Genomic DNA, 13,147 nt, shown 5'->3' with positions numbered 1-13,147 from the left:
CAGAAAGGGAATTCAATGATGCACTTATACTGGGCAAAAGTAAGACCGCACGCGGTCATTCCAACAAAACGGATCGAAGACGCGGGATATGATTTGTATCCTTGTTTCGACGAGGACTTTTTGGAAATCGGTCCCTGGGAAACCAAGCTCGTGCCCCTGGGCGTCGCTTCGGCGTTCGACAGCAACTATGTGATGATCCTGAAAGAACGCGGATCGACAGGAACGCGGGGCATCGCGCAGCGATGCGGCGTGATTGACTCCGGATATCGCGGTGAGTACATGGCGCCGGTAACCAATCTCAATCCAAAACCGCTGCGCATCGTCAAACAAAACGCCATCGCGCAGCAGCCAAAGGAAGTGGTTGTGTATCCGTACGAGAAAGCGGTGGCGCAAGGCGTCATGCTTGTGATGCCACAAGTCGAGAGCGAGGAAATCTCGATGGAGGCGCTCAATCAAATCGAATCGCAGCGCAAGGACGGAAAACTTGGCAGCTCGGGAAAATAAAAGGGCATAGCGGACAAGGCAAAAAACGCCTTGTCTTTTTTTGACACCAGTTTGGACGCACGCGGCAAAAACGGCGAATTCCTGAAAACAAAGATGAACTTCCGGAAGCTTTTGGTTTACAAAGAAATCAGACACAAGGAGGTTTTTCGATATGAAAAAAGGAAACAACATTTACAAGCGCAAAGACGGCCGATGGGAGGCGCGCTATCCCCGCACCAGGGCCAACGGCCAGATCCAGTACGGCTATTGCTATGGAAAAACATACGCGGAAGCGCTCAAAAAACGAAGGGAAATGGAAGAACTCATCGAGATGGGCATCGAAACAAAACCCATCCGCGCCAAAACCGTCGCCGACCTGTGCGATCAGTGGCTGCGGCACAAAGCGCTCCATGTCAAGCCGGCTTCCTACGACAAATACGTGTATTCGATCAACGCCCATATCCGCGCCGATCTAGGACCGGTTTCCATTCAGGCACTCGATGACGAGCACATTGACCGCTTCACCGCCGGGCTGTTCGACAAAGGGCTACGCGTCAAAACCATCCGGGACATCCTGTCCATTTTAAACTCGATCCTCGCCTACGCGGCCAAAAGATTTCCCCGTCTTCGCCGCATTCAAATCGTCTTTCCCCGCGACGACAAAGCGCCTGCCCGGGTGCTCAGCGAAGAGGAGCAAACCCGCCTGATCGAGTATTTGCGCGCCGACCTCGATCCGTGCAAATTCGGCACGCTGCTCGCGCTCATGACCGGGATGCGAATCGGAGAAATTTGCGCGCTCCAATGGAAAGATATCTCCCTGGCGGATTCTCTCCTTGTCGTTTCCAACACGATGATTCGGCTACGCGGCCATCCCGAGGAAAGCAAAAAAACAAAAGTCGTCATTTCCACGCCCAAAAGCGCCGCCTCCACCCGGATCATTCCTTTGAATCGTCCGCTTCGATCTTTGTGCGCGATGTGCAGGCCGGACGATCCCGAAGCGTATGTTTTGACCGGCTGCGCCGAACGCTACATGGAACCGAGAACGCTGCAAAACTACTTCAAGCGGTATTTGCGCGACTGCGGCATGGACGGCATCCACTTCCACACGCTGCGCCACACGTTCGCGACCCGCTGCGTGGAAGCCGGCGTGGAAATCAAAGCGTTGTCCGAAATTTTAGGCCACGCCTCCTGCCAAATCACATGGGACACGTACGTGCATCTTTCCATGGACGCCAAGCGTCAAAATCTCGACCGGCTGGAAGACAAGCTAAACCTGTGACATCCTCCCCGCCTGAAGAGGCGCGTAAAATAGGAATATAGAGAAAGTTTTCCATTTATAAAATAGCGTGTTTGGCTTCCTTTAAAAACTCGCTGTCGTGCTCGATATGGGCCAGGACAAGCGCGTAAGCCAAATCGTGGTCGCCTTCCTCGATCGCTTCACAAATTTGCCGATGCTCTTTTTGGACCCGCCGGAAAAACGCCTCGTCCGGCCGCGCGTCGTCGATGGCTTTGATCGAGTCGGAAACGTACCGGTTGAGCTGCGGCAACAAAGGGTTGGCCGTCGAAGCCAAAATGGCCTCGTGAAAAGCGATGTCCTGCTCCATTCGTTGTTCTCCGTCCGCCTTTTCGTAGGCGAGCCACGCGCTTCGCACCGGGGCGGACAATTTGTTTTCCTTCGCGGCCCAAGGCTCGATAAGCGCGCGAATCTGCAACAAATAAAGCCCCCGGTCGTATTCCATCGCGTGGTACGCCTCCCGGATCTTCTCGTCGTGAAAATGCAGGTTTTCGCACACAAACGTGCCTTTGCCGCGCCGGATTTCCAAAATGTGGATCCGCACAAGTTCGGCGATCGCCTTTCGGACGGTGCCCCGGCCGACATGAAACACTTGCGCCAGTTCGTATTCGTTTGGGATCTTGTCTCCTTCCTGCCAGTGCTGCTCAATCATAAAGTCAATAATTTTTAAGGAGATCTCTTTATACAAAGGATCTCTTGTGTCATCCTTCTTTTCCTTCATGTCATTATTATAACGCAACCACAAAAAAACCTTGATCTTTTGATCAAGTTTTTTTGACTTTTCCTAAGAAATACTAAGGCTTGATAAATTGTTCCTGCACGACATCGTACAAGCCGCCATCCAAAAGGCGGATCTCCGGGATGACGGGCAGCGCCAAAAACGAAAGCGCCTGAAACGGATCCAGGGAAGCCGGCACGCCCATCTTATGCGCGTCTTCTTTTAGCTCCTTCAGCAAGCCGGAGACGACCTGGGCTTTTTGCGTGCTGATCAATCCCGCGATCGGGCACGGGATGATGTGCTTGACCTCGTGGTTTTGCACGAGCACGTAGCCGCCCTGGAAGTGCTCGAGCGTCTTGGCCGCCAGCAGGATGTCGTCGTCGTTGTCCCCCACGAGAATCATGTTGTGGGAATCATGGGCGATCGTCGAGCCAATCGCGCCTTGCGTCAAGTTGAATCCCTTCAGGATTGCCGTGGCGATGTTGCCGTTTTTGCCGTGACGCTCCACGACGACCGCCTTGTTGTATGGGGCTTCCGGCTCAAAATACACGTATCCGGGCACCTCTTCCTCCACATGCTTTGTCAGCAGCGAGTCGCTCTCCACCTCGATCACGTGGTTTTTATCCCGGCGCTTGATTTGAATGTCTTCCTTCAATACCTCCGGAATGACAACCGTATGCAGCAAATCCTCGCTCGGCTCGATCGCCTTTAAATGTTTGAGCGTCGCTTTGTGGCCGTTTTTGTACACGCAGTCGATCGCCACGGTTTTGGGATCGTTTAAAACGACCAGATCCGCCTGGTAGCCCGCCGCCACGGCGCCTTTGCGACGCAGTCCGTAAATGGTCGCCGGATGTAGCGTCGCCATTTTGTAGGCGGTAAACTCGTCGACGCCCAGCGCGATCGCTTTTTGAATGCAGTGCGAAATGTGTCCCTCGTTCAAAATGTCGTCCAGATGCCGGTCGTCGGTACAAAAGGCGGTGCGGGTAAACGGAATGCCGTGCGCCAGAAACCCTTTGACGATTGGCTCGAGATTTTTCGCCTGGCTTCCTTCGCGGATGAGCACGTAAAAGCCGCAGCGCAGCTTGTCGAGCGCCTCTTCGTACGTCGAGCTTTCGTGGTCGGTCAAAATATCCGCGAACCGGTACGCCTCCAGCTCCTTTCCCGACACGTTTGGCGCGTGGCCGTCGATGGGCTTGTCTTTGAACAAGTCGAGCTTTTCCACCATTTTTTCCTCTTCCAAAACGACGTCCTTGACGCGCATCACCTCGCCCAGGCCGATCACGTTTGGATCGTCGATATAGGCGCTCATTTGCGCCGCCGTAAACTCGCCGGCGCCGTTGGTGTCCTTGTCGAAGCAAGGCACGCTGGAAGGGAGCATCGTGTAAATGTCCAGCGTCGTGTTGCGGCCGGCCTGAAGCACGTAGTCGAGCGCTTCGGCTCCTTTGACATTGACGAGCTCGTGCGGGTCCGAAAGGATGGTCGTCGTCCCTTGCGCGAGCAGCACTTTCGACAACTCCTCGGGAGCGACCAGCGTCGACTCGATGTGCATATGCGCGTCGATAAAGCCCGGCACGACATATTTTCCGGTCAGGTCGATTTCCGTTTCGCCCTCATACGCGCCGACGCCGACGATGGTGCCGTATTGAATGGCGATATCTTGTTCGATCCACTCGTTTGAGAAAACGTTCATGACTTTCGCGTGTTTCAAAACGAGTTGCGATTTGGTTTTTCCTAATGAATATTCAAACATGGACTGTTCCTTTCATTTCTATTAATTCTTTGCGTGTTCCATCATACCACACGCCCAAAAATAACTGTAAAACTTTAAAAAAAGCACCGGAATCACGCGAAACGGTACGCGGTTCGCGCGCGGTGTGCGATGGCTTCTTTATTATATAACACAAACGGGAATTCTTCTTCCTCGAAGAAAGAAAATGACGCGTTTTCCAATGACGGGCGCCAAGAAGCAGTTCCCATTTCAGCCGCAAATAGAGTATCATAAGAAGCATGAATATAGAACAACTTCTCAACACGATTATGAAGCTTGGCATTTTGCTCATGTCCAGCGGCGCGGAAGTGTACCGGGTCGAGGAAACGATGAACCGCGTCGGACTGAGCTTTTCCGAAGTGGAAGGCATCCAAAGCTACGTGACCGCCACGGGCATCATGCTGTCGATTACCGTGGACGGGCGCACGCGAACCCATATCGCCCGCGTCAAGTACCGCAACGTCAACGTGGATATGATCGACCAAATCAACCAGCTGTCCCGGACATGTTGCACCAGGCGCTTGAGCGTCGCGCAAATCGACCAGCGCCTTGAGGAAATCGAGCATACAAAGCGGTACTCGTTTTGGACGACGACGTTGTTTGGCGCGATCGGGGCGTTAGGATTCGCCATTTTTTTCGACGGCAACGTGCAGGAAATGATCGCCTCTTTTTGCATCGGGATCGTGATTCGTTGCCTGGGCTGGGCGTTTTCCCAAATCCATCTCAGCGACTTCCTCGTCAATTTGTTTTCCGCGATGGTGGCCGCGTGGATGGCGGTCGAGATCCACGCGCTGGTGCCCGCCGCCAACATCAATGTCATGGTCATTTCCAGCATCATGCTGCTGGTGCCCGGACTGGCGATTACGAACGCCATTCGCGACACGATCGCAACCGACTACATTTCCGGGCTTGCCAGAGGCGCCGAGGCGTTTTTGTGCGCGACGGCCATCGCGATCGGGGCCGGGTTTATTTTGTACATATGGAGGTAGGCGATGCATGAAATTTTGATTGGCTCGTTTGGCTCTTTTCTGGCGAGTCTAGGGTTCGGGGTGCTGTTCAACATCAAGCAAAAGCGCAAGCTGTTTTTAGCCGGGCTGAATGGCGCGATGGGCGGATTCGTGTACGAATGCTGCCGGGCGATGCTGCTGACGGATCTGGAAGCCAACTTTTGGGCCGCGGTTTCGTTCACGGTCATCGCGGAAGTGCTGGCCCGGAAAATGAAGACGCCGGTTACGTCGTTTATCGTCTGCGCCCTGATTCCGCTGGTGCCGGGCGGCACGATGTACGATATGATGATTGAAATCATCACGAACGATCCGTACGAGGCGCTCGTTTTGTTTTTGGAAACCCTCACGATCGCGGGCGTTCTGGCGCTTGGGATCCTGCTTGTCGAAACGATTACGGCGCTAGGAACGGCGGGATGGAGAAAATGGAAGCGGTGCCGGACGATTTCGGCATCCAGAGAAGGGAGAGATCGACGATGAAACAAATCACGCAGGAGGAATTGATCGAACGTACGAAAAAATCGGATCCGTATCCGGTGGGCGAACCGGCGCTTTCGCGCTATTACGCGTTTTTTAAACAGTACGACTCGATTCACGAGGTCCGGGTCCTGGCCACGCTGATGCGGCTCAACGAGGTGGAATACGAGGGCTGCCGGCTCGTCCTTTTCGACAAGCCGAAGCTGCAGCGCGCGTATTACGAGATGGGCGAGCGCATTCCCGAAGCGTTCGCGGCGTTTTTGTTTGAAACGGATTGATGGAATAAAAGGTAGTCGAAGCGGCATCTTCCGGACATTTCTTGAAAATTTTTTCAAAGTATTTCATGATAAAAATGACCTAAGAAGTAAAGAAGGTGTAAGAGTATGGATAACAGGAGCTTTTCCGGTCCTGAAGGTAAGATCTATCTCGCAAAGATGATGATGGAAATCGACAAGTACGGGTTCGAGTTGTACATCACCAAAAGCTGCGACCAGGAAATACATCAGGCAGTCGAATTTTATTTTAACCATTTGATTCCGTTTGTGAAAATGCTGGGGAATGACTATGAGGAAGACGTCAGCGACATGATGGGACGAATGGAAGCGGAGCGAGGCATGTCCTTGTATGAGGAGTGGAACAAAACCAATCCGGTTCTCAAACAGGCAATGGCGTTAGTGGCATAAAAAAGGTCGGATTTTCCGACCTTTTTTCATGCGTCAGCGATCAAATTTTTTCCGGCGCGCCGTCGACTGGACCATCGCGGATTTCATCGCGTCCACATCCTCGCGCACGAGCAAGTCCCGAAACTGCTGCACCGAGGCGGCGAACTGGTCGATCTCGTCCAGCAGGATGTCTTTGTTCAGCAAAAACAACTCGGTCCACATATCCTCGTTGATTTTGGCGATTCGCGTCAAGTCCCGGAAGCTGTCGCCCGTATACTCAACAAGATGGCTGTTTTCGTGCGTGTTCATCAGCGCCACCGCGATGACGTGGGTGAGCTGCGACAAAAATCCAATCATCCGGTCGTGTTCCTCGACGCTGAGCACGCTGACGTTTTTGCAGCCGAGCTCTTTGGCGAAGGCGCTCGTAAACACGATCGCGTTCGTCGAATTGGAGGGCTGCGGGATGATGATGAAGTTGGCCTGGTCGAAAATCGCCGGATCGGCGAATTCGATGCCCCGGGATTCGCGTCCGCACATCGGATGGATCGAAAGCAGCTCCAAATCGTCGCGCAAAAGCGCCTGCGCGGGTTGGGTGACGTTGGATTTCACCCCGCTGATTTCCAGGATCAGCGTGCCGGGATTCATGTCGTGCTGGTAGCGAAGCAGCCATTTTTGCATTTGGCGCGGATAAAGCGCCAGCAGCACGATATCGCACTGGTCGAGCAGGATCGACGCGTCCGTGCTGCCTTTGTCCACCATGCCGCGCATGACCGCGTACTCGATCGTGTCCGGATCCAGGTCGATGCCAAGAACCCGGTACCCGAGCGCTTTGGCGCGCTGCGCGAAACTGGCGCCCATGACGCCCAGGCCGACAATACCAATGGTTTTCATTTCCATTCCACCTTTCCACCAATTTTTTGAATATCCTGAAAAAACGTCGGATACGATTTCGCGACGGCTTGCGCGCCCGTGATTTTGGAAGGAGAGCCGGCGCATAAGCCAAACACCGTGCAAGCCATGACGACGCGATGGTCGTTGTGGCCGTCCATCACGATCTCGTGATCGGCCACGTAGTGGCATTGACCGCAAATCGTGATCGTGTCTTCGTCGCTTGTGATGTCGACGCCCCATTTTCGCAGCTCGGTTTCCATCGCCTCGATTCGATCCGATTCCTTCATCCGCAGCCGCCCCGCGTTGCGAATCGTCGTCGTTTCAGGAATGAACGCGGCCAGCACGCATAAAATCGGGCCTAGATCCGGGCAATCCGCCAAGTCGATCGTTTGACCGCGTCGCTGTCCGGGCCGTATGTGAATGCGATCCGCTTCGACATCGACTTGCGCGCCGGCTTTTTGGACGAGGGACAAAATGGCTTTGTCGCCCTGGCGGCTTTCCAAATCCATGTCCCGCAAAACGAGCGGTGCGTTCAACGCGGCCAGCACCGCGAAAAACGCCGCCTGCGAATAGTCTTTTTCCACGTGGAAACGTCCGGGCCGGTACGATTGGGCGCCGGCGAGGCGGTACGCGCCCTTTTCCTCCCGAATGGCGATGCCCGCTTGCGCCAGCGCTTTGAGCGTCAAGTCCACATAGCTTTTCGACTCGAACTTTCCGTCAATCGTGATGACGCTGTTTGCGTCCGCCAGCGGGAGCGCGAACAACAGCCCGGAAACGAACTGGCTCGACACATTGCCGGGCACCCGGTAGTTTCCGCCAGGCAGCGGTCCCTGGACGAGAATTTGTTCCTGGTCGTGGACAAAACGTAAGCCGTGGCTGGAAAACAGCGTTTCGTACACGGTCATCGGTCTGGACAGCAGCCTTCCCTGACCGAGAAAGCGGGCGGGACCGGAACCGAGGGCAGCAACCGGAACGAGAAACCGCAGCGTCGAACCGGATTCTCCCGCGTCCAGCTTTGCCGGGCTGGTTCGGGCTTTCGGGTCGCAGCCTTCCACGATCCACTGGTCGCCGCGTTCCTGAAAGCGCGCGCCCAGCGCTTGCAGACAGCGCATCGTCGCCTCGATGTCCTTGGACATCGACAAGCCGGTGACGACGCTTGTTCCCGCGGCGAGGCTTGCGCACAGCAAAGCCCGGTGTCCCATGGATTTGGAAGCGGGCACGACGACTTCTCCACCTACAAACGAGGGCTGGATCGAGACGATCATCGAACCACCTCCTCGAATGGAGCTCTCGCGGCCTGGCTCATCCACAAGTCGAGCAAGGCGAACGCGCTCATGCTTTCAATCACGACGCACGCCCGATGCGCGATGCAAGGATCGTGGCGGCCCTGGATTTCCAGCTCGACTTCCTCTTTGGAGTCGAACCGCACCGATTGCTGCTTTTGGAAAATCGAAGGCGTCGGCTTGACGACGCAGCGGAAAACGATAGGCATCGCGTTGGTGATGCCGCCGTTGATGCCCGCGTTCCGGTTTGTTTTTGTCTCTATTTTTCCTTCGCGTACGAGCAGGGCGTCGTTGGCCTCGCTGCCTGTAAGCGCTGCGAAGCCGAAGCCTTCGCCAAATTCCACGCCTTTGATGGCGGGAATGGAAAACAAGGCGTGGGACAACACGCTTTCCACCGAGTCGAAGAGCGGTTCCCCGACACCGGCCGGAAAGTGGGTGATGGCGCACTCCACGACGCCGCCTACCGAATCTTTGGCGCAAGCTGCCTGCTCGATGCGCGCGACCATCGCCAGGCCGGCTTGCTCGTCGATGGCTGGAAATTCGCGGGCGTCGAGCGCTTCGATTTGCGTGTCGAGCGCGCAGGCGTCCGCGCAAAACGGGACGTCGCGCACCGTGTGCACCTGGGCCAGATGGGCGCCGATCTTCACGCCTTTGGCGGCCAGGATCTGGCGGCAGATGCTGCCGCAGGCGACAAGGACCGCCGTCAGCCGGCCGGAAAAGTGGCCGCCGCCGCGATAGTCTTGAAAGCCGTGGTATTTCTCGAACGCGCTCCAGTCCGCGTGCGAAGGGCGCAGGCGGTATTTCAGGGAGGCGTAGTCAGCGGAGCGCTGGGCGGTGTTTTGAATGAGCAGCGTCAGCGGGGTGCCGGTCGTCCGGCCTTCGAAAAAGCCGGAAACGATGTGGACTTCGTCGGCTTCGTGGCGCTGGGTGGAAATTTTTCCTTTCGCTTTGCGTCTGGCCATGTCGCGTCGCAGCCGTTCCATGTCGATGGCGAAGCCCGCGGGCAGTCCGTCGAGCACGGCGCCAATCAGCGGGCCGTGGCTTTCGCCAAAGACGGTGAGCGTGACGTTGGAACCGATGCTATTTTTCATACGGACTCCTTTCCAAAATCGTTTCGATTTGATCGTAAGTCATTGGCTCGATCCGGCAGGTGCCGGCGTGGTCGACGACAATCGCGCGCACGCTGTCGCCCTGGCCTTTTTTGTCGTGCTCGACAAAGGCGCGCAGCGCTTTCGGGTCGTAGGCGGGGGTGGCGGGAATGCGCAGCCGCTCCAGAATACGCTGCACCCGCGCCCTCAGCGTGGGATCGGGAAGAAAAAACAGCATACCCATGCCGACGCATTCGCCATGGTAGTAAGGAACGTCGTGGTAGGCGCTTTCGATGGCGTGGCCGATCGTGTGGCCGAAATTGAGAATGGCGCGCTGGCCGTTTTCCTTTTCGTCGTTTTCGACAATCGCCCGTTTCAGGTCGATGGAGCGGGCGATGATCGTGTCTAGATCCAGCGGTTCCTGTTCGAACAGCTCGACGAGGCGCTCGTCGAGAATGAGTCCCATTTTGAGAGCTTCGACAAGTCCGCTGCTCACCTGGCGCTGGTCTAGTGTGGACAGCGTTTCGGGGTCGATGAGGACAGCTTTGGGCTGGTGGAAGGCGCCGACGATGTTTTTATAACCGGCCATGTCGATGGCGACTTTGCCGCCGACGCTGGAGTCCACCTGGGACAGGACGGTTGTGGGGATGTTGTAGAAGTCGATGCCGCGCATGTAGGTGGCCGCGACAAAGCCGGCCAGATCGCCGACGACGCCTCCACCCAGAGCGATGATGGCGTCCTTGCGGGTAAGATGGCTGGAAATGACTTGTTCCATGACGCTTTCGTACGTGGCCAGCGACTTGTTCGCCTCCCCGCAAGGGAAGGTGATGACGCGGGCGTCGGAAAGCTGGCTTTGCAGCAGGTCGACCCAGCGCGCCGGCACGCCATCGTCGGTGACGATGACGTATTTGCGGTGCGGGTCCAGAAAGTCCGCCACATGCTCCAGGGCGTGGCGCTCTATAAATATGGGATAACTGTGATCTTGCAGTTTCACGGTTAGTTTCATAAATTTTCACCTCTTTTCAGCATCATACCACGGAAGGCAATGGATTTGACAGCGGTGTTTTCTCTTTTTTTGTGACTTCCGACGCAAAAAAACATGACAAATCGTTGAAAAGCGTTTCAGAAACGATTTGGAAAGTGTTATGATAGGAACGAGGTGAGATGGTGAACCAATTGGAACAAGCGCGAAAGACGATCGACGCGATCGACGCGCAAATCGCGGCGCTGTACGAGCAGCGCATGGATACGCTCAAAGAGGTGGCGGCTTACAAAATGGCGACCGGCAAACCGATCGTGGACCATTCCAGAGAGGCGGCGATCATTGAACGCAACGCGCGCTACATTCAAAACGAGGCGTACCGGGACTCGTACGTGCGCCTGCTTCGCTTCATGATTCGCGAATCGTGCGACTATCAGCGTTCGCTGGCGGCCAGGGAAGTCGTAGCGTACGCCGGGGTGGAAGGTGCGTTTTCGCACATGGCGGCCGAGCATTTGTTTCCGGGCAACCGCAAGATCGCGAAGCCGGGCTTCGATGAGGTGTTTCAGGCCGTCGTCAACAAGGAGGCCGAATTTGGTGTGATCCCGTTTGAAAACACCAATTCCGGGCTGGTGGGAGAAGTGCTTGACGGCTTGCTGCGCTATCCTGTCCTGATTGAGCGGGTGCAGGACGAAACGATCGAGCAGTGTCTGCTTGGCGTGCCGGCGGCCACGCTCAAAGACGTGGAGGAAGTGTACTCCAAGGACCAGGCGCTGGCGCAGGCGAAGCGGTTTTTGACCGAGCTAGGCGTGCAGCCTGTCGCGTACGCCAACACGGCGCTGGCCGCCCAGTACGTGGCGCGGGAAGGCGACGTGCGCAAGGCGGCGATCGGGGCGAAGGAAAACGCCGTGTTGTATGGCTTGCGGGTGCTGGCTTCCAACATCGAGGAAAATCCGCAAAATACGACCCGTTTTCTCGTGGTGTCGCTCAAAGGCGCGCGGCAAGGCAATCATTCGAGCTTGATCGTGACATTGAAAAACGAAGTTGGCGCGCTGGCGAAAGTCATCGAGGTCATTTCGCGGCACGGCCTGGATATGTGTTCGATTCAGTCCAGACCGCGCAAAGGACATCCGTTTGAATATTTTTTCTTTATCGAAATCGTGGGCGGCGTCGATGAACAAGTCGTGGCGGACTTGCGCGACGTATGCGAGCAAATCAAATATTTAGGAACGTATCCGTTGGGACAGGGGGAATAATCATGAATTTTGTGAAAGACAGTGTAAATCAGCAGCCAATCGTGGACACGGTGTTCGTCATCGTCGACCGGGCGAAAAAAGCGAAAGCGCAGTTTGGCGAAGATGCCGTGGTCGATGCCACAATCGGAAGCTTGTACGACGAGGGCGGCTCGCTCGTGGCGCTGGACACGGTGTTTGACAGCTTAAAACAGCTCGACAACCGCACGCTGGCAAAATACGCGGCGAGCTTTACCGGAAACCCGGATTATCGCGAGGCGGTCGAACGCTGGGTGCTGGGCGGAAACAGCCATCTGTTCCGGGAAGTCATCGCGACGCCGGGCGGAACCGGGGCCGTCGGCATGACGGTTAACGAGTGTCTGGAGCCGAAGCAAACGCTGATCGCGCCGGAAATCGCGTGGGGCTCGTACGATTTGATGGCCCAGATGCATGGCGTGGACGTGGCGAAATACAGCTTGTTCGACGGCGATCATTTCAATATGGACTCGTTCGAGCGCACGTGCCGGGCCGTGATGGAGAAGCAGGACCGGCTTGTGATCATCATTAACGATCCATGCCACAATCCGACCGGCTATTCGCTGAGCGAGGCGGAATGGAAGCGAATCATCGATTTCTTGAACGAGTGCGCGAAAACCCACGCCGTCGTCCTGCTCAACGACATCGCCTACATCGACTATTCGTATCGCGGCGACGAGGCGAAGCGATACTTCCGCGTCTTTGACGACATGAGCGACAACATGGTCGTGATCGTGGCGTTCTCGCTGTCCAAGTCGATGACGTCGTATGGCTTGCGGTGCGGCGCGGCCATTATTTTAGGGAAGACAAAGGCCGCCGTCGACCAGGTGCGCACCGTGTTTGAAAAAGACGCCCGGGCGACGTGGTCCAACATCAACAATGGCGCGATGGCGATGTTCGTCGACGTGATGAACGCGCGTAAGGACGCGTATTTGGCGGAAAAACAAAACTATGTCGATTTGCTCAAGACGCGCAGCGATTTGTTCATGAAGGAGGCCGACGAGGCCGGCCTGGCGTATTATCCATACAAGGAAGGGTTTTTCGTGACGTTGAAAATGGACAACGCGACCCGCGACGCCTATCACGAGGCGCTCATGGCCGAGCACATTTACACGGTAAAAGTGAACAAGGGGATCCGCGTGGCGGTGTGCTCCCTGCCGGTGGACAAGACAAGAGGCCTGGCGAAGCGAATGAAGGAAATTCTCGATCGAATTGGGTGACAAAAAACAAAT

14 protein-coding genes are annotated in these 13,147 nt (G+C 55.9%); 8 read left to right on the top strand and 6 right to left on the bottom strand.

Features of this window, described 5'->3' with window-relative positions; genetic code table 11:
• Window positions 1–15: 15 nt before the first annotated feature.
• Together E5336_RS00290 and E5336_RS00285 are read left to right on the top strand one after the other, a co-directional pair.
• Window positions 16–504 carry a dUTP diphosphatase gene (locus tag E5336_RS00290; RefSeq protein WP_135979094.1) on the top strand — a complete coding sequence of 163 codons (489 nt, stop codon included), beginning with the start codon at window positions 16–18 and terminating at the stop codon, window positions 502–504.
• A 151-nt stretch (window positions 505–655) separates the two neighbouring features.
• On the top strand, window positions 656–1,762 hold the full coding sequence (locus E5336_RS00285) for a tyrosine-type recombinase/integrase (RefSeq protein ID WP_135979093.1): 1,107 nt from the start codon (window positions 656–658) through the stop codon (window positions 1,760–1,762).
• 55 nt (window positions 1,763–1,817) lie between these two features.
• On the opposite strand, the gene E5336_RS00280 is transcribed toward E5336_RS00285, so the two are convergent.
• Both E5336_RS00280 and ade read right to left on the bottom strand, forming a co-directional pair.
• Window positions 1,818–2,498, bottom strand: coding sequence for a FadR/GntR family transcriptional regulator (locus E5336_RS00280; protein ID WP_135979092.1), 681 nt, complete (start codon window positions 2,496–2,498; stop codon window positions 1,818–1,820).
• Between the two features lie 73 nt (window positions 2,499–2,571).
• On the bottom strand, window positions 2,572–4,245 hold the full coding sequence (gene ade / locus E5336_RS00275) for an adenine deaminase (protein ID WP_135979091.1): 1,674 nt from the start codon (window positions 4,243–4,245) through the stop codon (window positions 2,572–2,574).
• 257 nt (window positions 4,246–4,502) lie between these two features.
• Here ade and E5336_RS00270 point away from each other — a divergent pair, with 257 nt between their 5' ends.
• The 4 genes from E5336_RS00270 to E5336_RS00255 all read left to right on the top strand — a co-directional run bounded on the left by E5336_RS00270 (window position 4,503) and on the right by E5336_RS00255 (window position 6,427).
• Window positions 4,503–5,252, top strand: coding sequence for a threonine/serine exporter family protein (locus E5336_RS00270; protein ID WP_135979090.1), 750 nt, complete (start codon window positions 4,503–4,505; stop codon window positions 5,250–5,252).
• A gap of 3 nt (window positions 5,253–5,255) precedes the next feature.
• Complete coding sequence (locus E5336_RS00265; RefSeq protein WP_135979089.1) at window positions 5,256–5,747, top strand: threonine/serine exporter family protein; 492 nt, start codon at window positions 5,256–5,258, stop codon at window positions 5,745–5,747.
• A complete protein-coding gene (locus E5336_RS00260) occupies window positions 5,744–6,022 on the top strand; it encodes a hypothetical protein (RefSeq protein WP_135979088.1) in 279 nt (92 codons plus the stop codon). Before E5336_RS00265 ends, E5336_RS00260 begins: the two co-directional genes overlap by 4 nt.
• Window positions 6,023–6,127: 105 nt before the next feature.
• Window positions 6,128–6,427, top strand: coding sequence for a hypothetical protein (locus E5336_RS00255; protein ID WP_135979087.1), 300 nt, complete (start codon window positions 6,128–6,130; stop codon window positions 6,425–6,427).
• Between the two features lie 33 nt (window positions 6,428–6,460).
• Here E5336_RS00255 and E5336_RS00250 read toward each other — a convergent pair whose 3' ends face one another.
• Genes E5336_RS00250 through aroB form a run of 4 tightly spaced genes read right to left on the bottom strand, consistent with a single transcriptional unit; the run spans window position 6,461 to window position 10,674 of the window.
• Window positions 6,461–7,297: a prephenate dehydrogenase gene (locus tag E5336_RS00250; RefSeq protein ID WP_135979086.1), complete on the bottom strand. Its 837-nt coding sequence runs from the start codon at window positions 7,295–7,297 to the stop codon at window positions 6,461–6,463.
• On the bottom strand, window positions 7,294–8,562 hold the full coding sequence (gene aroA, locus E5336_RS00245) for a 3-phosphoshikimate 1-carboxyvinyltransferase (RefSeq protein ID WP_135979085.1): 1,269 nt from the start codon (window positions 8,560–8,562) through the stop codon (window positions 7,294–7,296). Before aroA ends, E5336_RS00250 begins: the two co-directional genes overlap by 4 nt.
• A complete protein-coding gene (aroC, locus tag E5336_RS00240) occupies window positions 8,559–9,671 on the bottom strand; it encodes a chorismate synthase (protein ID WP_135979084.1) in 1,113 nt (370 codons plus the stop codon). The genes aroA and aroC overlap by 4 nt, the downstream gene beginning before the upstream one ends.
• Entirely contained in the window at window positions 9,661–10,674 is a 1,014-nt protein-coding gene (aroB, locus tag E5336_RS00235) for a 3-dehydroquinate synthase (RefSeq protein ID WP_135979083.1), read from the bottom strand. The genes aroC and aroB overlap by 11 nt, the downstream gene beginning before the upstream one ends.
• A gap of 158 nt (window positions 10,675–10,832) precedes the next feature.
• Between aroB and E5336_RS00230 the strand changes: the two genes are divergently transcribed.
• Both E5336_RS00230 and E5336_RS00225 read left to right on the top strand, forming a co-directional pair.
• A complete protein-coding gene (locus tag E5336_RS00230; RefSeq protein ID WP_277820708.1) occupies window positions 10,833–11,903 on the top strand; it encodes a bifunctional chorismate mutase/prephenate dehydratase in 1,071 nt (356 codons plus the stop codon).
• 2 nt (window positions 11,904–11,905) lie between these two features.
• Complete coding sequence (locus tag E5336_RS00225; RefSeq protein WP_135979082.1) at window positions 11,906–13,135, top strand: pyridoxal phosphate-dependent aminotransferase; 1,230 nt, start codon at window positions 11,906–11,908, stop codon at window positions 13,133–13,135.
• The last annotated feature ends 12 nt before the right edge of the window (window positions 13,136–13,147 follow it).

The organism is Dubosiella muris, assembly GCF_004793885.1.
In the GTDB taxonomy this organism is placed as follows: Bacteria; Bacillota_I; Bacilli_A; order Erysipelotrichales; family Erysipelotrichaceae; genus Dubosiella; species Dubosiella muris.
The sequence above is the reverse complement of the archived record's forward strand: the minus strand, read 5'-3'. Positions and strand labels throughout refer to the sequence as shown.

Bases quoted from the DNA above. Each gene is read 5' to 3' on its own strand.
- E5336_RS00290 (WP_135979094.1), top strand. From the start codon at position 16: ATGATGCACTTATACTGGGCAAAAGTAAGACCGCACGCGGTCATTCCA.
- E5336_RS00285 (WP_135979093.1), top strand. From the start codon at position 656: ATGAAAAAAGGAAACAACATTTACAAGCGCAAAGACGGCCGATGGGAG.
- E5336_RS00280 (WP_135979092.1), bottom strand. From the start codon at position 2,498: ATGAAGGAAAAGAAGGATGACACAAGAGATCCTTTGTATAAAGAGATC.
- ade (WP_135979091.1), bottom strand. From the start codon at position 4,245: ATGTTTGAATATTCATTAGGAAAAACCAAATCGCAACTCGTTTTGAAA.
- E5336_RS00270 (WP_135979090.1), top strand. From the start codon at position 4,503: ATGAATATAGAACAACTTCTCAACACGATTATGAAGCTTGGCATTTTG.
- E5336_RS00265 (WP_135979089.1), top strand. From the start codon at position 5,256: ATGCATGAAATTTTGATTGGCTCGTTTGGCTCTTTTCTGGCGAGTCTA.
- E5336_RS00260 (WP_135979088.1), top strand. From the start codon at position 5,744: ATGAAACAAATCACGCAGGAGGAATTGATCGAACGTACGAAAAAATCG.
- E5336_RS00255 (WP_135979087.1), top strand. From the start codon at position 6,128: ATGGATAACAGGAGCTTTTCCGGTCCTGAAGGTAAGATCTATCTCGCA.
- E5336_RS00250 (WP_135979086.1), bottom strand. From the start codon at position 7,297: ATGAAAACCATTGGTATTGTCGGCCTGGGCGTCATGGGCGCCAGTTTC.
- aroA (WP_135979085.1), bottom strand. From the start codon at position 8,562: ATGATCGTCTCGATCCAGCCCTCGTTTGTAGGTGGAGAAGTCGTCGTG.
- aroC (WP_135979084.1), bottom strand. From the start codon at position 9,671: ATGAAAAATAGCATCGGTTCCAACGTCACGCTCACCGTCTTTGGCGAA.
- aroB (WP_135979083.1), bottom strand. From the start codon at position 10,674: ATGAAACTAACCGTGAAACTGCAAGATCACAGTTATCCCATATTTATA.
- E5336_RS00230 (WP_277820708.1), top strand. From the start codon at position 10,833: ATGGTGAACCAATTGGAACAAGCGCGAAAGACGATCGACGCGATCGAC.
- E5336_RS00225 (WP_135979082.1), top strand. From the start codon at position 11,906: ATGAATTTTGTGAAAGACAGTGTAAATCAGCAGCCAATCGTGGACACG.